The 21,834-nt window shown below is 40.8% G+C and carries 24 protein-coding genes; 14 read left to right on the top strand and 10 right to left on the bottom strand.

What is annotated here, in order from left to right:
• Positions 1–128: 128 nt before the first annotated feature.
• The 7 genes from ACFQZS_RS02670 (at position 129) to ACFQZS_RS02640 (ending at position 7,179) form a co-directional block, all read left to right on the top strand.
• Entirely contained in the window at positions 129–2,681 is a 2,553-nt protein-coding gene (locus ACFQZS_RS02670) for a DUF5686 and carboxypeptidase-like regulatory domain-containing protein (protein WP_377097041.1), read from the top strand.
• Between the two features lie 16 nt (positions 2,682–2,697).
• A complete protein-coding gene (locus ACFQZS_RS02665; protein ID WP_377097039.1) occupies positions 2,698–3,414 on the top strand; it encodes a CDP-alcohol phosphatidyltransferase family protein in 717 nt (238 codons plus the stop codon).
• A gap of 7 nt (positions 3,415–3,421) precedes the next feature.
• Positions 3,422–3,994, top strand: coding sequence for a DUF4833 domain-containing protein (locus tag ACFQZS_RS02660; protein ID WP_377097037.1), 573 nt, complete (start codon positions 3,422–3,424; stop codon positions 3,992–3,994).
• A 7-nt stretch (positions 3,995–4,001) separates the two neighbouring features.
• Positions 4,002–4,622: a sterol desaturase family protein gene (locus tag ACFQZS_RS02655; protein WP_377097035.1), complete on the top strand. Its 621-nt coding sequence runs from the start codon at positions 4,002–4,004 to the stop codon at positions 4,620–4,622.
• Positions 4,623–5,561: a phosphatase PAP2 family protein gene (locus tag ACFQZS_RS02650; RefSeq protein WP_377097033.1), complete on the top strand. Its 939-nt coding sequence runs from the start codon at positions 4,623–4,625 to the stop codon at positions 5,559–5,561.
• 171 nt (positions 5,562–5,732) lie between these two features.
• On the top strand, positions 5,733–6,521 hold the full coding sequence (locus tag ACFQZS_RS02645) for a hypothetical protein (RefSeq protein WP_377097032.1): 789 nt from the start codon (positions 5,733–5,735) through the stop codon (positions 6,519–6,521).
• A 103-nt stretch (positions 6,522–6,624) separates the two neighbouring features.
• The gene (locus tag ACFQZS_RS02640; protein ID WP_377097030.1) at positions 6,625–7,179 is read left to right on the top strand and encodes a CAP domain-containing protein; all 555 of its coding nucleotides are present in this window, start codon (positions 6,625–6,627) and stop codon (positions 7,177–7,179) included.
• A 95-nt stretch (positions 7,180–7,274) separates the two neighbouring features.
• Here ACFQZS_RS02640 and ACFQZS_RS02635 read toward each other — a convergent pair whose 3' ends face one another.
• Both ACFQZS_RS02635 and ACFQZS_RS02630 read right to left on the bottom strand, forming a co-directional pair.
• Entirely contained in the window at positions 7,275–7,520 is a 246-nt protein-coding gene (locus ACFQZS_RS02635; protein ID WP_377097028.1) for a DUF1456 family protein, read from the bottom strand.
• 9 nt (positions 7,521–7,529) lie between these two features.
• The gene (locus tag ACFQZS_RS02630) at positions 7,530–7,793 is read right to left on the bottom strand and encodes a hypothetical protein (protein ID WP_377097026.1); all 264 of its coding nucleotides are present in this window, start codon (positions 7,791–7,793) and stop codon (positions 7,530–7,532) included.
• 103 nt (positions 7,794–7,896) lie between these two features.
• Here ACFQZS_RS02630 and ACFQZS_RS02625 point away from each other — a divergent pair, with 103 nt between their 5' ends.
• Complete coding sequence (locus ACFQZS_RS02625; RefSeq protein WP_377097024.1) at positions 7,897–8,367, top strand: hypothetical protein; 471 nt, start codon at positions 7,897–7,899, stop codon at positions 8,365–8,367.
• Between the two features lie 259 nt (positions 8,368–8,626).
• Here ACFQZS_RS02625 and ACFQZS_RS02620 read toward each other — a convergent pair whose 3' ends face one another.
• From ACFQZS_RS02620 to ACFQZS_RS02605, 4 genes are all read right to left on the bottom strand, one after another.
• Entirely contained in the window at positions 8,627–9,307 is a 681-nt protein-coding gene (locus tag ACFQZS_RS02620) for a pseudouridine synthase (RefSeq protein WP_377097022.1), read from the bottom strand.
• 3 nt (positions 9,308–9,310) lie between these two features.
• A complete protein-coding gene (locus ACFQZS_RS02615) occupies positions 9,311–9,790 on the bottom strand; it encodes a pyrophosphohydrolase domain-containing protein (protein WP_377097020.1) in 480 nt (159 codons plus the stop codon).
• Between the two features lie 78 nt (positions 9,791–9,868).
• Positions 9,869–11,062, bottom strand: coding sequence for a chromate efflux transporter (gene chrA / locus ACFQZS_RS02610; RefSeq protein WP_377097018.1), 1,194 nt, complete (start codon positions 11,060–11,062; stop codon positions 9,869–9,871).
• 5 nt (positions 11,063–11,067) lie between these two features.
• Positions 11,068–11,475 (bottom strand): heme biosynthesis protein HemY, encoded by a 408-nt coding sequence (locus tag ACFQZS_RS02605; protein ID WP_377097016.1) that lies wholly within the window; start codon positions 11,473–11,475, stop codon positions 11,068–11,070.
• Between ACFQZS_RS02605 and ACFQZS_RS02600 the strand changes: the two genes are divergently transcribed.
• The 5 genes from ACFQZS_RS02600 (at position 11,456) to ACFQZS_RS02580 (ending at position 16,431) form a co-directional block, all read left to right on the top strand.
• Positions 11,456–12,193, top strand: a complete 738-nt coding sequence (locus tag ACFQZS_RS02600) for an electron transfer flavoprotein subunit beta/FixA family protein (RefSeq protein WP_377097014.1) — start codon at positions 11,456–11,458, stop codon at positions 12,191–12,193. The two genes, ACFQZS_RS02605 and ACFQZS_RS02600, sit on opposite strands and share 20 nt — an antisense overlap.
• A 14-nt stretch (positions 12,194–12,207) precedes the next feature.
• Positions 12,208–13,185, top strand: coding sequence for an electron transfer flavoprotein subunit alpha/FixB family protein (locus tag ACFQZS_RS02595; protein ID WP_377097012.1), 978 nt, complete (start codon positions 12,208–12,210; stop codon positions 13,183–13,185).
• Between the two features lie 30 nt (positions 13,186–13,215).
• Positions 13,216–13,815 carry a bifunctional nuclease family protein gene (locus ACFQZS_RS02590; RefSeq protein WP_377097010.1) on the top strand — a complete coding sequence of 200 codons (600 nt, stop codon included), beginning with the start codon at positions 13,216–13,218 and terminating at the stop codon, positions 13,813–13,815.
• A 139-nt stretch (positions 13,816–13,954) separates the two neighbouring features.
• Entirely contained in the window at positions 13,955–15,214 is a 1,260-nt protein-coding gene (locus ACFQZS_RS02585; RefSeq protein WP_377097008.1) for a nucleoside permease, read from the top strand.
• Between the two features lie 44 nt (positions 15,215–15,258).
• Positions 15,259–16,431 (top strand): DUF3667 domain-containing protein, encoded by a 1,173-nt coding sequence (locus ACFQZS_RS02580; protein WP_377097006.1) that lies wholly within the window; start codon positions 15,259–15,261, stop codon positions 16,429–16,431.
• Here ACFQZS_RS02580 and ACFQZS_RS02575 read toward each other — a convergent pair.
• From ACFQZS_RS02575 to ACFQZS_RS02560, 4 genes are all read right to left on the bottom strand, one after another.
• Positions 16,428–17,000, bottom strand: a complete 573-nt coding sequence (locus ACFQZS_RS02575) for an outer membrane beta-barrel protein (protein ID WP_377097004.1) — start codon at positions 16,998–17,000, stop codon at positions 16,428–16,430. The genes ACFQZS_RS02580 and ACFQZS_RS02575 overlap by 4 nt on opposite strands.
• A 57-nt stretch (positions 17,001–17,057) precedes the next feature.
• A complete protein-coding gene (locus ACFQZS_RS02570; protein WP_377097002.1) occupies positions 17,058–18,332 on the bottom strand; it encodes a hypothetical protein in 1,275 nt (424 codons plus the stop codon).
• Between the two features lie 81 nt (positions 18,333–18,413).
• Positions 18,414–19,451 (bottom strand): LacI family DNA-binding transcriptional regulator, encoded by a 1,038-nt coding sequence (locus ACFQZS_RS02565; RefSeq protein WP_377097000.1) that lies wholly within the window; start codon positions 19,449–19,451, stop codon positions 18,414–18,416.
• A gap of 44 nt (positions 19,452–19,495) precedes the next feature.
• Positions 19,496–20,806, bottom strand: coding sequence for an MFS transporter (locus tag ACFQZS_RS02560; protein WP_377096998.1), 1,311 nt, complete (start codon positions 20,804–20,806; stop codon positions 19,496–19,498).
• 327 nt (positions 20,807–21,133) lie between these two features.
• Here ACFQZS_RS02560 and ACFQZS_RS02555 point away from each other — a divergent pair, with 327 nt between their 5' ends.
• Positions 21,134–21,757, top strand: a complete 624-nt coding sequence (locus tag ACFQZS_RS02555; protein ID WP_377096996.1) for a YhcH/YjgK/YiaL family protein — start codon at positions 21,134–21,136, stop codon at positions 21,755–21,757.
• The last annotated feature ends 77 nt before the right edge of the window (positions 21,758–21,834 follow it).

The raw sequence follows: 21,834 nt of genomic DNA, 5'->3' as shown, positions 1-21,834 counted from the left end.
ACGCATTTTTGCATATCTTTGCAGCTTAATTTAAAACCGGTTTGCAGCGGCGTATACAATTAGATATATCCGGGGTAAAGGATATTGATGTGGCAAAGGCGGTTACAAATTGGTTAGTATATTATTAGATGAATTTTAGACTATTATTAAAGACGCTTTTTGTTGCAGCTTTATCCTTATTGTATTCAACTTTTTTGTTTGCGCAGGCTACTGTAGTTAGCGGAAAAGTTATCGATGCTACTGATAAAGAAACCCTTCCTTTTGTTACTGTATCATTTCCGGGTACTACCATTGGCGTTACCACAGACAACGACGGCAAATTTACTTTAAGCACCAGCAGGCAGCTTCAGCAGGTAAAGATCTCTTTTATTGGTTATAAAGATATGTTGCTGAATATCCAGCCGGGTAAAACGCAATCTTTGGGTACTATTAGCCTGCAACGTTCGGCGCAGGAATTAACAGAAGTTGAAATAAAATCTGGCGCCAAAGTTAGGTACCGTAACCGCGAAAACCCCGCTGTTGAACTTATCCGCCGCGTTATTGCCAACAAAGCTAAAAACAGCCCTGAACGCTATAACTATGTAGAGTATCTGGAATACGACAGGCTGCAGTTTGCGTTGAGCAACCTATCTACCACCCTTACAGATAAAAAGGCTTTCAGAAAATATGCATTCTTACTGGACAACCGCGATAGTATAACTGTACCGGGAAAAACGTTGACACCATTTTATCTGGACGAAAAACTGTCGCAATACTATTACAGAAGAAACCCTGAGGCCGAGAACACCATTATAAAAGGCACCAAAAAGACAGATCTTGGCGCCTTTATAGATGCCGATGGTTTTGGCGACTATTTAAAAAACATGTATGCCAAGGTGGATATTTATGAAAATAATATTTTCCTGGTTACCAAGAACTTTCTGAGCCCTATATCTGATAATTCGCCTAATTACTACAAGTTTTTTATTACTGATACAATAGTTACTGCGGATAGCAGCAAATTGGTTGAATTGAGTTTTACCCCACGCAATACAGCGGATATTTTATTTGAAGGTAAGATCTATGTAACTATTGATAGCAACTATGCTGTACAAAGAGTTAAGTTAGGCGTTAACAACCACATTAACGTTAACTACCTGGAGTGGATGAATATTAGTCAGGACTTTGAAAAAAACGCTGACGGACGCTATCACGTAATTAAAAGTACTACCCAGGCCGAATTTAAAACCGGCAAAAAAAGAAATGGGGGCCTGGTTGGTATAAGAACGTTTAGCTACGGCAATTACCGGATTAACCAACTCCCGCCAGATACCGCTTTTACTAAAAAACAGAGCGAAGATGAAATTGATGAACTGAAAAAACGCCCTGACGCGTTCTGGGAAAACAACAGGCTGGATAAACTGACCGGTGCTGAGTCAAAGGTATACTCAAACATCGACAGCTTGACCCATATGAAATCGTTTCAACGATTGGCGGACATTGCTACGCTTCTGCTGGCGGGCTATAAATCGTTTGGACCATTTGAGATGGGCCCTGCAAACACCTTTTACAGCTTTAACCCTGTTGAAGGTTTGAAACTGCGTTTAGGCGGCCGTACTACAACCGATCTGAGCAAGCGTTATTACTTTGAAACCTATTTAGCCTACGGCTTTAAGGATGAAAAATGGAAGTATTTTTTAAGCGGTACTTATTCGTTGAATAATAAATCCATCTATAAATTCCCGCAGCATTATGTGCGTTTCAGCTTTAACCGGGATACTAAGGTGCCGGGCGCACAGTTGCAGTTTGTGCAACGCGATAATATCCTGCTATCATTTACAAGGGGAACCAACGATAAGTACCTATATAACGATCTGTATAAATTTGACTATGTAAGGGAGTTTCAAAATCACCTGAGCTACAACTTTACTTTCAGAAATCTTAAGCAAACGCCTGCAGGTTCATTATACTATCAAAACAACACCGGGCGCATCCAGGATCTTACCACCACCGATGCAACGTTTGCATTCAGGTATGCGCCTAATGAGAAATTTTACCCAACCAAATTATACCGTATTCCTATCCCTAACAAGTATCCTATTTTCTCTGTGGATTATACTGTCGGTATCAACAAACTTTTTGGTGGTCAATACAACTACCATAATCTGCACGCGCGTATTGATAAACGGGTATATTTATCGCAATTAGGTTGGGCCGATACATTTATTGAAGGTGGCAGGATGTTTAGCACTGTACCTTATCCTTTGCTTAACATATTCAGGGCAAACCAGTCTTTCAATTACGATCTATACTCTTATAACCTGATGAACTTTTTGGAGTTTGTAAGTGATAAATATGTCAGCATCAATATTGATCAGCATTTTCAGGGTTTCTTTTTCAATAAAATACCTTTGCTTAAAAAGTTACAATGGCGGGAAGTTGCATCATTTAAAGCAATTAAAGGCGGGCTGAGCGATACAAACAACCCGGCACTAAACAAATCATTATTTCAGTTTCCGGTTACTGCTACAGGCGCGCCAATTACTTATGGCCTGGGTAATGAACCTTATATGGAAGGTAGTGTTGGTGTAGAGAATATATTTAAACTTTTGCGGGTAGACTTTGTTAGGCGCTTTAGTTATCTTGACCACCCGGAGGTATCACCTTACGGTTTCAGGGCAAGGGTTAAATTTGAATTTTAATTGTTAATTTGGGGGAATGCAGCAACAAACATCTATCAGAACCAGTTTACAGTTAGGGATTTACAGAATAATAGACCCGTTTGTTAAGCTTTTAATAAAAGTTGGCCTTACCCCTAACGCGGTTACCACTATAGGCTTTGTTTTAAACATGGGCGTTGCTGTAATTTTTATTATCGGCGGCGAAAGGGGCCATCGCGGTGATCTTACCTACGTAGGCTGGGCCGGTGGCCTAATACTTTTTGCAGGCCTGTTTGATATGCTTGACGGGCAGGTGGCGCGCCTGGGCAACATGAAATCAACGTTTGGCGCATTGTACGACTCGGTTCTTGACAGGTATAGCGAATTAATAATGTTTTTAGGAATTTGTTACTATCTGGTGGCACACCATTATTTTTTAAGCTCTATTTTTGCCTTTGTTGCTTTAATAGGATCAATGATGGTGAGTTACGTAAGGGCACGTGCAGAAGGCCTGGGTGTTGAGTGTAAAGGCGGCGTTATGCAGCGCCCGGAGCGGGTGGTAACTATTGGGGTTTGTGCCATGTTATGCGGCGTAGCATCCTTATACATAGGTGGCGACTATAAATTATACGCTTTTGGATTAAAGTTTCATGTTTTTGAAACCATGTCAATATTCACTATCCCTATTACCATACTCGCGGTTTTAACCAATATTACCGCGTTTAATCGCCTTAGAGAAGCAAAAAAGAATTTGTTGGAGAAAGAAAAGGTTTAATATTTTGATGAAGCTAATTTTTACACTATTACTATCCGTTTTTTATATAATGCCGCCAAACCCGGCCATTTCACAGGATAAAAAAAACAAGAACACCAAGGTTATATCAAACGAGGAGAAACTGCCCACCCCGCCTGATAACCCTAACACCATGTTTTATGTGCAGCGTGACCCGAATACAAATACTATTGTATACGATCTGAACGTTGACAAAAGCGGGAAGCTTGATGTTGAAGCGCCATTGCATATTTACTGGATAAAATATGCAGAAAAAGGGCAAAAAGAGGACTTGAATTACATACAGCGCAAATTTGCATATGGTATGACCTCAAAAAAATTGAATGACGAGCAGTTCGACCTTAGGTTTGTATCGTACAAAAAGCTTCCGCTGGTGTTAAAAAAAGCCGATGATAATAAATATCATATTTTCGTTACTGCAGATCAAAAGCAAATCATGCTTAATCGTATCTTTGTAAAAGTTGAAGGCGGATCTTTTTGGTTGCCAAACATTGTTTATGTTGAATTAAAAGGCACAGAACAAGCAACCGGCAAAGAAATAATACACCGCTTTAAGCCTTGATTTCATTATGAAAAAGAAGTATATATCAAATTCACAGGAATCTGTTAGGATGTTTAAAAGCGACCTGCTTGAAGTCCTGTCAAAGGTGCACTACACTGTGCCCTTGTATATATTTGTTCCGGTTATACTGGCATCTACCTACATGGCGCTTTTTAACAGGCACCTTGGGATTTTAACCTACATAGAATTTTTCTTTATTGGCTTAGCTGTTTGGACGTTTACAGAGTATATAATGCATCGTTTTGTGTTTCATTACGTACCAAAAAACAAATTGGGCTTGCGTTTGCATTTTATTTTCCACGGCGTACACCACGATTATCCAAGCGATGCAAAGCGCCTGGTTTTGCCACCTTCGGTAAGTATTCCGTTAGCAACCGGCTTCTACTTTTTGTTTAACGCTATTTTGCCGGAGAGTTATGTTTTCGCGTTTTTCCCCGGCTTTATATTAGGATATCTTTTTTACGATATTTCTCATTACGCCATTCACCACTTTAACTTTAAAGGCAATATCTGGAAAAAAATAAAGCAGCACCACATGCTTCATCATTACCAGGATCCCGATAAAGGTTATGGCGTAACTTCTCCCCTTTGGGATAAAATTTTCCGCTCAGATTTTATCAGGAAATAAATGAATGGCACTGTTAATCACAGTTTAGCAGTTAATACCCGTTCAATAATAACAGTAACGCTATTATCTGTAGCGTATTTACTGCTATCGGCGTGGATTGTTGGCTTCAAGTCAGATCAGGTGGTGTTAGTAGGCATATTCAACGCCTGCTTTTATGTATCAGATATAACTCGCAAGTTCATTATCGGCTTTTCCGTGTTTATAGTATACTGGATGCTTTTTGATTACATGAAAGCCTTGCCCAACTATACTTTTAACCCCGTGCATATGGCCGACCTGTACAATTTTGAAAAAAAGCTGTTCGGCATAAACGTAAATGGCCAGATACTTACTCCAAATGAGTATTGGAAAATAAATGCCAGGCATATATTAGACATAATTGGCGGCCTGTTTTACCTTTGCTGGATCCCTGTCCCCCTGGGTTTTGGTGCCTTTCTGTTCTTTAAAAACAGGCGGCAGTTTCTTTGCTTTGCCATGACGTTTTTTTTGGTAAACCTTTTGGGCTTTGTCATTTATTACTCTTTTCCGGCTGCACCGCCCTGGTATATACAAGAACATGGCTTTGTTTTTCACGCTAATACCCCCGGTAGCACCGGCGGCCTTGCGCGGTTTGACCAATATTTTCACATTAACCTGTTCGGTTCTATTTACCAAAAGGGCTCTAACGTGTTCGCGGCCATGCCTTCACTGCATTCGGCCTATCCCATAATTGTGGTTTATTATGGCATAAAAAACAAACTGGGTTTTGCTAACGTAATTTTGGCTACGGTAATGGTGGGTATATGGCTAACTGCTATTTACACCAGTCACCATTATATTTTAGATGTACTGGCCGGCATAGCCTGCGCCGTTGCGGGGATAAGCCTGTTCAACCTCATCTTAAAAAAAGTAAAACCCTTCCGCAAGTTTGTTGACAGGTACGAAACTGTTATACAGTAAATACCATTGCGTAAATAGTGTAAACTTTTGTATACACTTATTTTTCCCTACATTCATCTTCTGAATACTTTTATTGCGCTCCTTATACGCATAGTACGCTTTCTGCTTTGCCAACAAAGCAGGCACATTATTTGAATACCATTATTTGCCGTTACCAGCGTGTATTTTTTTATGAAGAAACTTTGCCTTTTTATTATCGCGTTAATAACCGTCTCCACCTCGTTTGCGGCATTGCCTCCTATTGATAGCCTGAAGCAAACACAGCTATCATCTACCGAAGACAGGATAGCTATGTTAAAATCACAGGTTGATTCAACACAGAATGATTCGGTTAAGGCATTTCTTTATGCCGAAATAGCCGTACAATATTTAAAATACGATACCATTGCTAACAAAAAGATCAAGCTTAAATACCAAAATGACGCATTAGACTATAGCTACAAGGCCTTGCACCTGTTTTCGCGGTATGATGATACCGTCGGCATGCGCAACTGCTTTGATAACCTGGCAATGGTTTATCATTCAAAAAAAGTATATCCGCAGGCCAAATGGTTCATTCTGCAATCAAACACATTCTCAAGAGCCATTAATGATGTGCCTAACGTTATGAAATCGTTGATCAAATTGGCAGCAATAAAAATGGATATAAAAGATTACTCGTTGGCCATGGGCGATTTAAACGAGGCTTTAAAGCTATCCGTAGCCAATCAAGACCCGCGTACTGAATCTGCCGTGCAGCTAAATTTTGCCCTGCTATACAACCGAATGAAGAACTTCAAAAAAGGCACTATAGCTATGGACAGGCATAACTTTATTGACGATAGCTTAAATAAAGCCGAACTGGCTATTGCCGCAAGAAATGCAGCAGCAGACTCAGCCGATGTTAAAAAAAAAGTACCAGCCAAAATGGTCAGGAAGACCGATCGCACGGCTTCTTCCAAAAGAATAGCGTCTTTATAATAGCTGCAATTATTCTTATACTTTTAATTGTTTTTTTGAGGCGTAAAAAGCAGTAAAAAACGCATCAGGTTAAACCCCTAAACGTCCACAGCGTCTTACCGGCATGAGATTTTTGATACTGACACTTTCTGTTTTTTTGTTTTCAGTAAGTACCGGCGCTAAACAGGATATACCAAGCGGCAATAAATTTAAAAAGGAGTTTCTGGAACGGATAAATAAGGTTCGCCAAAAAGGTTGCAACTGCGGCAGACAATATATGAAACCCGCGCCACCATTGGTATGGAATGAGCAGTTGGAAGATGCAGCAATGGGCCACGCTAAGGACATGTATAAAAAAAGCTACTTTAGCCATGACAGTAAAGACGGCCGTAAGATAGTTGACAGGATTGAAGCAGCCGGATACGGCCGTAAAGGTTTTAGAACCTACCAGGTAGGCGAAAACATTGCACAGGGGCAACTAAGCATTGAAGAAGTAACCGATGGCTGGTTTAAAAGCGAAGGACACTGCTATAACTTAATGCAACCGGGCTTTAAAGAAATTGGCGTAGCCTGGTACAACACCTATTGGGTGCAGGATTTTGGCGGCCGCGAAGAGTTTTCTGATGAGGTGAAGAAGCTTATAAAAAGTGGGAAAGCGCGGATAATTGAGCGGGAATAAAACCTAATGTCATTGCGAGGAACGAAGCAATCGCGAACTTTGCATGTGGACTTTTCTCCTTGCGATTGCTTCGTTCCTCGCAATGACATATGTAGTTAAATATCCGTTTTAGGCTTTGCCGGTGGCCGCGGGCCACGTTGATGTATAATAAGCCCGTTTAGAAAATTCCTTAATATCTGATCTCCGCAGGGTTTAAAGTTAGGATGATCATCCGCCCTGAAAATAGCGCCTATCTCTGTCTTGGTTATCCGGAAGTTAACCAGCGCCAGCACCTTTATAATATCATCATCAGTAAACTTAAGCGCTACCCTAAGCTTTTTCATTACGTCGTTATTGCTCATGTTTGCCGCTTATACAGATTGTGCTTTTATTTTGTCTTTTATATAAGTAGCCACAATTGCAGCCTCTTTGTGGGTAAGGTCACCCAACGCGGTGTATTCCCATTGGTTCATGGCATCGTCAAAAACGATGTTTCCTAAATTAGTTTTACCCTCCGTCAGCTTAAAAACCCCGCTTATCGCACTTTTCCCTGGGATAACCTCTTTAACTTCGGTAATAGTGATAGTATGTATATCGCTATCGCGATAAAGTTTAAATGTTATATGGTCTGCCATGATGTATCACTACAAAGGTATAATAAGTTTGTTTGGAATACTGACGTAAGGAAGTAATATTGCTCGCTTAAAGAAAATCCTTATATTTAATCAGGTATCAATAATGAAAGCAGTTAGAATATCCATAATAAGTATACAATTTTTGCTTTTGATTAGTTGCTCCTCGAAGCGCGAACTCAAATTTCAGGGTACTGACTACGCTTACAAACTTTCAATTCCTTTTGAACACAAAATCGCAAAATGGCAAAACCATAATGCAGAACTTATGGAAAAATTTGGTGAAGCCAGGATGAATGACGGATCTGTAATATACGTTACTAATGATATAAAAGGCGGCGGAGGTGTGGAAGATTACAAAACAGAAAAGTATGGTACTTATTCCTTGAGTCATTATATTTTAAACGACACATCAACAATCCATGGTTCTCATAACGGCAAGTTTTGGAAGGAAATAAAATACTATAACATTGTAGTGGGCTATTACGATGTTTCAGGTGACAGAAAAACAAAATATGATGAGATTATAAGCACTATTATTCCTCAAGTTGAAAATGCAAGACAACTAATTAAATAATACCGGCTAATTTATATAAGCACAAAACTCTTCGAAAGTGTTGCAGAAAAATTTTAAATATGGTTAAACTATAATTAGCTTAATATCAAATGATTAACCCGAATTTACAGCTATTATTCCTGACGAATACGTCTGTTGCAAAGTGTTGCATGTTTAAACATGCAATAGTTATAAAAAATTGATAATCAACAACATACAAAAAACGCTGTTGCAAGTTGTTGCAAAGTGTTGCATATATATCTGCAACACCCCCTGCTTATCAAGCCCAACCCATAGTGCTCATCACATCCACAAATTTTGGCTGCAAAGACGCGTTAATGTTAACCAACTCATCAGTCACCGGGTGTTTAAAAGATAGCTGGGAAGCGTGAAGTAACATGGTGGTCATTTCCCATTTTTCCTTAAATAGCTTGTTCTGCTTGTTGCAGCCGTGGGTACGGTCGCCAATTATGGGGTGAAAGATATGGGCAAAATGCTTGCGTAGCTGGTGCATTCGCCCTGTTGTAGGCTCAGCCTCAACAAGCGAGTAGCGGGATGTTTCATGCTTACCCAACGGCACAGGCAACTCCGCGCGTTGGATAGTGCGGTAGGCAGTAAAGGCATCCTGAAGGGTGCCGTTTTCTTTTCTTAACGGATAGTCGATCTCGCCACTATCCGGGGTATGCCCCCTGACTATAGCCAGGTACTTTTTATGAACCTGGTTGTTCATAAACTGCTGCTGCATGGCTTTTTCGGTTTCCTTATTCAATGCAAAGAGCAATACACCACCTGTTTTGCGGTCAATGCGATGAGCCGGGTACACCTTCGCTCCTATCTGATCGCGTAGGATCTGCATAGCAAACTCTTCAACATCTGCAGCAATTGATGAGCGGTGCACCAGCATGTCGTGCGGTTTGTTGATGGCGATCAGGTGCTCATCCCGGTATAGTATTTCGAGCATTCCCTACCCTAATATGCTCCGCAGATCAGCAGGCGAATAATTAACCGATTTAAGTGTTTTATTATCAGGCGTACGGTAAACCAGGAACAGATCTTCCACTTTTTGGTGATAAGAATCGGTGTTATTATTTAGCTTGTAATGCGCTACGGTTGCATCAGCTTCTTCGGCAGTTTTACAGGCTTTGCTCATGTTAGAGCGATGCACCTCATCAAACAGGTCCTTAAACTTTTCGGCTAATCCAAACTCAAGTACGGCACCCGCTAATACATATTGCAGATCGCAAAGGGCATCAGCTACCTCAACTATGTCATTATTGTCAACAGCTTCCTGCAACTCTTTTAGCTCCTCGCTTAAAAGCTCAATACGCAGCTTGCAACGCTCCATTGCCGGAATAATTGGCTTTGGCAATACCGGGTGTTTAAAAGTGGTATGAAACTCTGCTACCTGGGTTAATGGGCTTGGGTCTTTTATTGAAATGTCCATGTAAATGTTTATTGAGCCTACTAATTTAAGTATTGAGGCTGTGAAACTACAAGTTGTTGGTAAGTTTGAGAGCGGTGTTTAAAAAATCAAACCCAACGCTACTGCTATAAGTACAATTACGGGCGTTTTAATCTTGGTGAACCGCATAAGTAAAAATGTGGCCACTATCAGGCCATAAGCCATCCAGTTAGTGGCGAAGGGTTTCATGAGTAAAATAAACGCGGTGGCCATAAAGCCTACAGCTACGGCATTGATGCCGCTCATAGAGTTTTTAATACGCGTTATCTTTTTTAGATCATCCCAAAACGGAACAATGAATGTTATCAATATAAAACCGGGCATGTTTATACCCACCACGGCAATAATACTCCCTACGATTTGTCCGCCGATGCCATTTTTAGCCATGGCAATGCCCCCCAGAAAAGAAGTAAATGAAAAAGTAGGCCCGGGTAAACCCTGTTGTAAGGCATAACCCGACAGGAACTCGGCACTGGTTAAATAGTGCTTCATCTCAACAAATTCAGTATACATCAGGGGTATCAGCACCTGCCCACCCCCAAAAATCAAAATCCCGTTACGGTAAAAGTTCTCAAACAACCTAACGGGTAAACTAAACGGCGATGTACGGTTAATCACTGCACCCAAAGCAGCAAATGCCAGCAGTATGCCAATAAAATACGCAACCTTATTGGGGTTGACATTAGAGAATAATTTTACCCTCAACTCATTCTCCTGCGGCTGCGTTTCCAAAGCAGAAGAAACTATCCCCCCTAATAAAATAAGTAAGGGGAATGCGTATGGCGATTGCAAAATAAGCGTAGCTATCATAGACCCCGCTGCAAGCATTTTGCCGGTGCGGGTTGTCAAAAAACGCTGTGCAAAACTGTAGGTGGCAAAAGCAACTATACCAATAGCCATTGGCTGCATAAAACGCAATACGGCAGCTACCTTTTCATGATTGGAGAACATGCTGTAACTGATGGCCGCAAAGCACATAATGGCCGCCGAGGGGAATACCCAGATAATAAAAGTGATTATAGCCATGCGAAAGCCTCCCACCTTCCACGCTATGCCTACTAATGTTTGGGTTGAAGAAGGGCCCGGCAAAAGCTGCGCAAGGGCGTTTAACTCAACCAACTCTTCCTCTGTTATATACCGGCGTTTTTGTACAAACTCGCGCAGCAAAATGGCTATGTGCGCCTGCGGCCCTCCAAAAGCGGTAAACGTGTAAAAAATTACGTCGCGTATAAAAAGAAGTTTGCGTTTATTCATTTGTCCTACCAATCCTCGTCGTCGTCATCACCAACAGCTTCCCGGTAAACAGCCTGCAATTCAGAGAAAGCGTGGTTATCCCGTTTCGCTTTGGTTACCGCCATGCCGCTTTGATAAGTAGTGATGGCATCATCCTTGCGCCCCAACGCCTCATAAAGTTTACCTAAGTGATAATAGGTACCCGTATAATTAGGGTGATTGTTTACCAGGTCCTCATAGTAATACAAGGCTTTATCTGTCTCATTTAAACGCAGATACTCTGTAGCAAGCGCATATTTTAAAAATTCATCGTTGGGTTCGCTCTTAATAAACTCCAGTAGCTTCTCTAATCTGCTTATCTCCATTTTTAAAACTATGCCTTTTTTGTCTAAATTTGTAAAAACCTGTTTGTCTATGAAAGTACTGGTATGCATAAGTAATGTTCCTGATACCACCACAAAAATAACTTTTACCAACAACAACACGCAATTTAATACAAGTGGCGTGCAGTTCATACTCAATCCGTATGACGAGATAGCCCTTGCCCGCGCTGTTGAACTTACCGAAGGCAACGGCGGCACGGTTACCGTCATTAATGTTGGTGAAGCTACTACTGAGCCTACGATACGCAAAGCCTTGGCGGTTGGCGCCACTGATGCTGTGCGGGTAAATGCCTCACCGCTTGACGCGTTGTTTGTAGCCGGCCAAATAGCTAAATATGCAAAGGATAACAGCTTTGACCTAATACTTACAGGCCGCGAATCCATTGATTATAATGGCTCAAAGGTCGCGGGTATGTTAGGCGAACTATTAGATATCCCATCGGTTTCTATCGCTAAAAAATTAGATATTGACAGCGGTAACGCTATTGTTGAAAGGGAAATTGAAGGCGGAAAAGAGATTTTAACTATACCCCTGCCATTGGTTGTGGGTTGCGCAGAAGGTGTTACCGAACCTAAGATACCCAACATGCGTGGCATTATGTCGGCGCGTACCAAGCCGCTAACCGTTGTTGATGCCGTAAGTGTAGAAACAAATTCTTTGATTATAGGTTATGAAACACCGGCACCGCGCGGGCAGGTTAAATTGGTGGCAGCAGATAACCCCGACCAGTTAGTGGGGTTACTGCATGATGAGGCGCGTGTTATTTAAATCAAAATTCAATTATGTCTATTTTAGTATATGCGGAAAACGCCGGCGGCAGCTTCAAAAAATCAGCTTTTGAAGTTGTAAGTTATGCCCGTGCCATTGCCGATCAAAGTAATACCACATTAACAGCACTCTCTATTGGCGATGTGGAGAATGCGGAACTGAAACAACTTGCTCAATACGGCGCTGATAAGATCCTAACTGTATCTCACGATAAACTTAAAAACTTTGTCAACCAGGCTTACGCGTCAGTAATTGCCCAGGTAGCTAAAAGCGAAGGCGCTTCAATCGTTATTCTGTCCAATTCATTTTCAGGTAGAGGATTGGCACCACGTTTAGGTGTTAAACTGAATGCGGGTGTAGCCGACGGTGTTATGGCATTACCAATACAAAATGGTGGTAAATTCACTGTTAAGAAAACGGCCTTTTCAGGAAAAGCATTTGCTATGGTTGAGTTAACATCAGCCAATAAAGTGATATCGCTTACGCCAAACGCTTATAAAATTGTTGATAGCGTTAAACCGGAACAGATTGAAGCATTCAACGCCACATTGAATGAGCCGGATTTTAAGGCGATGCTGAAAGAAATTGTGCAGACTACAGATAAAGTTCCCTTGCCCGAGGCAGAGATCATCATTTCAGGCGGCAGGGGCATGAAAGGGCCCGAAAACTGGGGCATGTTAGAAGAACTGGCAGAAATTTTGGGCGCGGCTTTAGCTTGTTCAAAACCGGTATCAGATGCCGGCTGGAGGCCGCATAGCGAACATGTTGGACAAACCGGTATAGCTGTGAGCCCAAATTTGTATATTGCGGTAGGAATTTCGGGAGCAATACAGCACCTGGCGGGCGTTAGCTCATCAAAAACAATTGTGGTTATTAATAAGGACCCTGACGCACCTTTTTTTAAGGTAGCTGATTATGGCATTGTTGGCGATGCTTTTGAAGTGGTACCAAAATTGATAGCAGCTATTAAAAACTTTAAAAAAGCAGCATAAAACAGGAATAAGGTTGTGATGGGTAATAATATGAAAAAAATAGAGCTCGATATTGTAGGGTTGTCTTATAGCCAAACACAATCGGGCGCGTATGCGCTGGTTTTGGGCGAAATTAATGGCAGGAGAAGATTGCCCATTATTATAGGGAGTTTTGAGGCACAAGCCATTGCCATTGAAATTGAAAAAATGACGCCCAGTCGCCCGCTTACGCACGATCTTTTTAAAAGCTTTGCCGAAGCCTATCACATCTCTATTCAGGAAGTGGTGATCTATAATTTGGTGGATGGTATATTTTATTCAAAGCTGATATGTACCGACGGTAAAAAGACTTTGGAGATTGATGCCCGTACATCAGACGCTATTGCTCTTGCTGTAAGATTTGATTGTCCTATCTATACCTACGAATTCATTCTTTCAAGCGCTGGGATAGTTATTGAAGGTAATGAGTTTGTTTACCTTGAAAATATTTCTGAAACGCCCGAGGATATTACACCGGTAAATCCGGTAGCGGGTTTTTCTGCGCTAAGTGATGATGAGCTAAAATCTAAACTGCAAGACGCTTTGGCGGAAGAATCCTACGAAAAAGCAGCTAAAATTCGCGATGAGCTGAACCGCAGAAAAGCTTCGTGATATCGGATTGCGGATGTTTGATTTCGGATTTATCGGGTTGAAGTACAAAATCCGAAATCACAAATCCGAAATCCGAAATATTTCCTTAATTTCCCCTCGTAATTAACTGTTTTATTGTCCTCATATCTAAGGCCCCCATATGAATATTAAGTTCCGCTTAATACTGCTAAATTTCATGCAATTTTTTATATGGGGAGCATGGCTACTTACCGTAGGTGCTTACTGGTTTCAAAATAAAGGCTGGTCTGGCGCTCAGTTTGGGGCCATATTTTCTACCATGGGCATATCGGCTATCTTTATGCCCACCATTACAGGCATAATTGCAGACCGTTATATCAATGCCGAGAAGCTTTATGGTGCAATGCATATCTGCGGTGCTGTTGTGCTTTTCTCTTTACCTTTGGTAAATGATCCAACCCTGTTTTTCTGGGTGATCCTGCTAAACATGGTATTTTACATGCCTACGCTTTCGTTGTCCATAACCGTTTGCTATTCAGCATTAAAAAATCTTAATATGGATGTGGTTAAGGAGTTCCCTCCTATACGCACATGGGGAACGGTGGGTTTTATCGCTGCATTATGGACAGTCAGTTTAACGCATAATGAAACCAGCGCTAATCAATTCTATATAGCATCTGCAGTGTCGTTGATATTAGGTTTATATTCCTTCACGCTGCCAAAATGCCGTCCGTTGTTTAACAAGGCTACCGGTGTGCTAGCATCCGGCGATTTGGGTCTTAATGCTTTTAAGCTATTTAAAGATTCCCGCTTCGCGGTATTTTTTCTTTTCTCGCTGCTATTGGGGGCTGCATTACAACTTACCAATGCTTACGGCGATACCTATATTCATGATTTTGACGCCAACCCCGCGTATAAAGATACCATAGCTGTTAAATATCCGGCTATTATCATGTCTATATCGCAGATCTCAGAAACGCTTTTCATCCTGGCCATACCTTTCTTTCTGCGTAAGTTCGGCATTAAGTATGTAATGTTATTTAGCATGCTGGCGTGGGTATTGCGTTTTGGTTTATTTGCTTTTGGCAACCCGGCTGATGGGCTTTGGATGATAATACTTTCCTGTATTGTTTACGGTATGGCGTTTGATTTCTTCAATATATCAGGATCATTGTTTGTTGAAACGCAAACAACACCCGAGATAAGGGGAAGCGCGCAGGGATTATTTATGATGATGGTGAATGGTTTTGGCGCTTTATTAGGCAGCTTAATTAGTGGCCATATTATAGACGCTTATTTTACGCTTGGCAATGGCAGTAAAAACTGGCACGGCATATGGCTGGCTTTTGCGGGCTATGCCCTCGTGATAGCAATTATCTTCCCGTTAGTATTTAAATACAAGCACAATGCCGCGCTTAAACATGCCATAAAGCATGCTTAATGTAAAGTAATACAATTTAAAACCTCATTATATATCACCGGGCAATGAAAAAACATTACCGCCAAGAGAATGATTGCTTAAACTGCGGAAGTGAGTTACAGGGCAAATACTGCCACTCGTGCGGGCAAGAAAATCTGCAAATAAAGGAAAGCTTTGGCCACATGATAACCCATGCGGTAAGCGATTACTTTCATTTTGATCATCAGTTTTTTCATACCCTAAAACCTTTATTTTTTAGCCCAGGCAAATTAACCAACGAATACATGGCCGGCAGGCGTGTGCAATACCTGCACCCGGTTAAAATGTACATTTTTGTCAGTTTGGTTTATTTTGTTTTATTATTTAGTCATTCAGATAATGACGTAGTTAATATCGGTAGCGGTAAAAAACACGCTGCTAAAGAACGGGCCAACGCTGCAGATGCTGTTAAAGACAGCACCGTGCTTACTATGGAACAAAAAAAGCTTATCCAATCAACCCTAAACAGAATTAGCTTGCAACACGGCGGCAAAACCGATACCACGGAGTTTGTTGAAAGTATAAGCGTTAGAACCAATAAGGCCGGTAAACAAGATACAACATATGTATTTAATAAATTTAGGGTAAGAAAAGGCAAGAAGGGAGATTTGGATACTACCTACAGTTACAATGGCTTATCTGAATTTGTAATTGCCACCACCGATGACGGCAGCTATGATAAATATCTGAATGATCAACAAAAATTACCTGCCGATAAACGCGACGATTTTTTGGAGCGATATCTCCAAAAAAAGAAATATGCATGGAAGGAAAAAGGTGGTGAAAACGGCCAGGAAATGATCAACGAGGGCATTAAACATAATGCCCCTAAAATGATGTTCTTATTGCTACCCTTGTTTGCTTTAATGCTTAAGATATCCTTTTACAAAAACAAAAAGTATTACGTTGAGCACCTCATCTTCGCGTTTCACTTTCATTGTTTTATGTTCCTGTTCCTCACCATTTGGATGCTGTTAAAAATGGCAAGACCGAATGATTGGCTAGGATTTGACAAATTTTTAAATATAACAGGCGTTATAGCGGTATTATGGTATCTCTACAGGTCGTTGCGGGTAGTTTATAAAAGGAGCGTTTTCAGAACAATAACCAAAACAACAGGTCTTTTCTTCAGCTACCTGTTTGCCTTATGCGTCTCTTTAATATTGCTGGTAATTATTACCGCTATATTTGGTATTTAGAATAAACGATACCCTAACGACAGGTTAAACAAGTTTATTTTGGTTGAACCGGCACCATAGCTTTGGCTGGTGAGCCCTTTTTCATAGCGCAGATCAACAGATATTTTCTGGATATCTACACCTGCGCCTAAAGCCCATGCAAAATTCTGATCTTTATAATTTAGCCTTAACGCGTTTGAAGCAGCTGTACCAAAATTCTGATCTTTATTAATGGCGAATGATACCAGCGGACCTGTATAAAATCTGGTTCCAAAGCCAAGTGCCCCTACTTTACCGCCAAATAGCAACGGCACGTCTATACTGGTAAATTTAGCGTTGCTTCCCTCTACGGTAACGTTCTTGCTTGTAACGTAGGCCTCGGGCTGAAAATTAAAACCGAGTGCGCCAAAACGCATCCATACCCCCCCTAAATAACCCGCCTGATTATCGCTTTTAAAAGTACCCGATTTTGACAGGCTGGTTAAATTAACGCCGCCCTTAAGGCCAAATTGAAATTTTGGCAATATCTGCGCGGATGCTGACAAGCATAATACTGCGCTAAGTAATAATGTAGATACGGTCTTTTTCATGAGATAGAGCTTTTAAACAAAGTTATAAGTAAAAAGATATTATGTATTAATAATCTGTTACTTGCTTTGCAAATAATAATTAAATCCGATTGAATAGGTGTAAATTTCGTGTTTAAAGCTGGGTATAAGTGATGTAGAAACTAAGGTTCCCGAGGCTATCAATTCAAACTTTTTATTGAAAGCTAAACCCGCCTTAATTTCGGGTGTGATAAATACGTTATTTGCACCATATGGATTTCTGACGGTCTCGCCAGCTTGCAACGCTTTAAAGCTTTCGCCTTTGGCTTGAATAGCTAATCCGTTACTTAAAACTACCCCACTTTCTGTAGCGGTAACGCCGTTAGAAGAACTGGCCGGAATGTTTATACCAACGCCAACACCTAAAAACGGTTTCACCTTTTTATCGTTAACAAAATTGTAGAGCAGCTGAGGCTTAAAACTTACAAGTAAAGTTTTATACCTAAAATAAGAATACTTGCCGTTTATGGTAGGTGAAACCTGCGTTACAGATGCTTCAAGTCTCAAAATAGTTCTTTGTACAAACCTGTTACTATAAAAATCGTAACCCAAATTAATAACGGGCGAAACAATAGAAGTAGGCTGAAAACTGAAGTCCTTGGGGCCCGACAAGGTTATTCTTTTGTATGCGCCGGATGCACCGATAAAAAACCGAGAACCTGCAGTCGAAATATTTTGAGTTTGATCGTTATTAATGGTTTTTATAAATTTTTGCAAGCTTGAAAGGTTATAATCTGCCACGCCAACTTCGCTGAACCACTTAGGATCGGCTCCTCTGTATTTTTCCAGCAAACCAATTAAAACCTGCCGGAATGGTGCAGAAGTAACTATTCTGTCGGTATTATTATAATACCGGTAAAATTTTAACTCCGCCGGTGTCTCATTTTTATCGGATACAAAATAGGCTGTCTTAACTTCGTCGCGATAAGCGAGTAATTGAACGTTTGAACCTTTTGAAACTACACGCAAAAAAACGGCAACTGACTTTACTGTCGAATCGCGAGTGTAAGGAATTTCAGGGCCTTCATTTTTATTTGTACTGACAAAACCAGTATAGCCAACATACTCCTCAACACCATCTATACTAAAGCTTTTTATATCTCTGGCAGAAAGCGACTCGGTCTGAGCCTCAGCCGTATTCTTTTTAAATACAACGCTGGCAGGCGACTTACTCCATCCTTCATATTTAACTAACCCTGATATCGCTTCGCCATTTATTCTGACAATTGTTGCCGGGCGAAAATTAGCTTGGGCAAATAGAAAACCAGGTATTAACAACAAAGTAAGGCAGACGAAAAGAAATTTGTTTTTCATGAAAGGTTGGTTTGCGGTAATAATTTTTAGAGGACAGAACACCTCACTGATAAAGTATTCACAAGGATTTAAAACAATAACTTACTTTTTAGGCGGACATGAATCGCGCACAACCAGTTCAGTGGGCAACACAATGGTTTCAAACTTGGTAACTAAATGTTCGTCCTTTATCAGGTGAATAAGCATTCTGGTAGCTTCCTTACCCATTTCAAAACCAGGTTGGGTTATGCTTGTAAGCGGCGGGTTTATAATGTCAGCCAATATGGTATTAGTAAAACCTAATAAGGCCACATCTTCCGGCACTGATTTCTTCATTTCATGAAGCAGAGATAAAGCCACCGTGGTTATTTTATCAAATGCCGAAAAAATAACATCCGGAGCATCATTTAAAGCAAACAGCTCGTCTAAAGCTTCCTTTAATTTAGTCCTGTCGCGCCCGGTACCATGACAATGCTTTACCAGTTCCTGGTCAACCTCAAAACCATTGTCAACCAAAGCCTTTTCGTAGCCCGCCAAACGCTCGCGCATAACAGAGGTATCATCCAAAGATGTTATATGCGCTATTCTTTTATAGCCGAGGCTGACAAGATAAGCGGTGGAGTCGTAGGCACTTTTAAAATTTTCAACCGTAACCTTATGGGTGTCCATATCGTCGGTTACGCGGTCAAAAAATATGATAGGCAGTCCCTGTTGTTGCAGCTTTTTAAGGTGCTCTATATTTTGTGTTTCTGTTGATATAGCTACCAGCATACCATCAACAGAGCGGTGAGCCAGGTGGTTTACGTTCTGCACTTCCAGCTCGTGCGATTCGTGCGTTTGGGTGATGATGATATTGTAACCCTCGTTATACGCAACTGATTCAATTCCGTTTATAATCTGCGAAAAGAATGGATTATCCACAGAAGCCACCACTACGCCAATAGAATTGCTATGACCCTGCTTAAGGCTTTGGGCTATTAAATTAGGGCGATAATTATTTTGCTTAGCATAGTCGTTAACCAGTTGCTTGGTTTTCTCACTGATCTCGTAGCTATCGCTAAGCGCTTTTGAAACCGTTGACGCAGAAAGATTTAATGCTTTCGCAATATCATTCATGGTTAAGGCTTTGTAACTACTCATAAATCTGTGTTATTAAAACTATACAAATATATAATACTATTTAATTAATCAAGCTCAACCTGTTTCATCTTTGGTACCAGCAAATGCATAATACACCAGGCGAGTAAGTAGGCCGCTCCGCATACAAAAAACATAATGTAATACGCGGTTTCTATCTGGCCGATTTCGCGATAATGCATAAACATTTTCTTCTGTACCAACCACGACAGCAAAACACCACCTGCAGAACCGAACATACCGCCAATGCCGGTAATTGAACCTATAGCCTTTTTAGGAAACATGTCAGACACGGTAGTGAATATATTGGCACTCCAGGCCTGGTGAGCTGATGCAGCAAAACCAATTATTAGTACGGCCAGCCACATGCTTATGTTGCCTAATACTTGAGCAAATACAATAGGTATAACGGCAATGGCATAAATTAACATAGAAGTTTTACGCGCTTTAAAAACCGGCCAGTTATTATCAATAAGTTTTTTTGGAAGATATCCACCAAGCACGCTGCCAAACGTAGATATCGTGTAAACAAGCGCAACAGGCACGGCTATTTGGGTACCCTTTAACCCGTACTGGCTCTCTAAAAAATCCGGCAACCAAAAAAGATAGAACCACCATATAGGGTCTGTTAAAAACTTACCTACAGAGAAAGCCCAGGTTTGCTTAAACTTTAACAATGCAAACCACGATACTTTGTTATCCTCCTTTAATTTATCGGCCTTGTCTTTTTCATCCATATCACTATTGATGTAGTTCAACTCCGCTTGTGTTACTCTTTTTTGCTTAGCAGGAATTTCATAATATATCAGCCATAAAACCAACCATATAAAGCCGATAGATCCTGTAATGATAAATGCCCATTTCCACCCCCATGCTACAGCTATAAATGGAACTGTTAAGGGGGCGATGATAGCGCCAATATTAGCTCCTGAATTAAATATACCAGTTGCAAGCGCCCGTTCTTTTTTGGGGAACCACTCTGCAGTTGTTTTTATAGCCGCCGGAAAATTACCCGACTCGCTTAAACCTAATGCAGTACGCACCACAGCAAAGCCAAGCGTACTGTTTGCAAAAGCGTGGCAAACTGCTGATATACTCCATAAGGCAGTTGCCCAAAAATAACCCATTTTGGTACCAAGCCTGTCAATAAGCCTGCCCGAAATAAGCAAACCAATTGCGTATGATAATTTAAATGCTATCTCAATGTTTGCGTAATCGCCGTCGTCCCAGCTAAATTGTGTGGTGAGGTCTGATTTTAACAAACTAATTACCTGCCTGTCAAGATAGTTTACAGTTGTAGCAAAAAATAGCAATGCACAAATCGTCCAGCGATAATTACCTGTTTTTGTTTGGTTCATTTTGGTTTACTAACAGCGCCGCGTGTGGCGCAATATATATTATGCGTTTATAAATTTAACAATACAATCCGCTTAAACACCATTCAGCAGGTAATAAATAAACAGTTTGTGTTTGTTATATCGGCAATTTTACAATTAGTTGCCATAATTAAAAAGCATACAAGGGCTTAATTTTTACGAAATCGAAATAGGCAAAACAGATACTGCAATGTTATTATAGCATAATTTTTACCCTTGCCTTTGCCTACTTTAAACTAATACTCGTATTATTGGTCTATAAATCCAATTATTTCACTTTAAGTGACCCTTTAACAGAATTTCAAAAACATGAGAAGTACATTCATTTACAAACTGGTTTGCCTTTTAATTTTAAGTGTGGCCGTTAACAGCGCGTTTGCGCAAACCAAATGGACCGAGAAAACAGCTAAAGCCTGGGCAGATAAAGGCGAATGGCGCAACGGATTTAAACCAAAACTTTCTGAAAGTGTAGATTATCTTCAGTTTGCAGCGCAATATCACGCTAATAAACCGTTATGGGATAGCGTTTTTACCTATTTAGCTACAACCAACCTGCAAGATCTGCCTACCGGTACCAAACCGGTAAGTGGAACCAATGCTTACGGCATCACAACCGATGGCCCTTTAAAAACGTTTGATGTAAGCAGATGGGAAGTACATGAAAAATACATTGACCTGCAAATGGTTATACGCGGTAAAGAAAAAATGGGTAAGATGACCCCACCTGCAGATGCAAAATGGGCAACCCCGTTTAACGCCGGCAGCGACATTGGTTTTTATGAAAGCTCACTACCAGGCGAATATTTTGTTGGCGACCCGGAGACCTTATTAATATTCTTCCCTAAAACATCACATCGCCCTGCTATAAAAACAGACGACGGACCGGATAGAGATAAAAAGATAGTGGTTAAGGTAAAAGCCGCGAAATTATAGTATCACTAAACGTTATATAGTATTAAGCAAAGGGTATCACTAGTGGTACCCTTTGCTATTTTTATACCCACAAGCAA

Origin of the sequence: Mucilaginibacter calamicampi, from assembly GCF_042676765.1 — a bacterium.
GTDB lineage: Bacteria > Bacteroidota > Bacteroidia > Sphingobacteriales > Sphingobacteriaceae > Mucilaginibacter > Mucilaginibacter calamicampi.
This window is presented reverse-complemented; position numbering and strand designations above follow the sequence as displayed.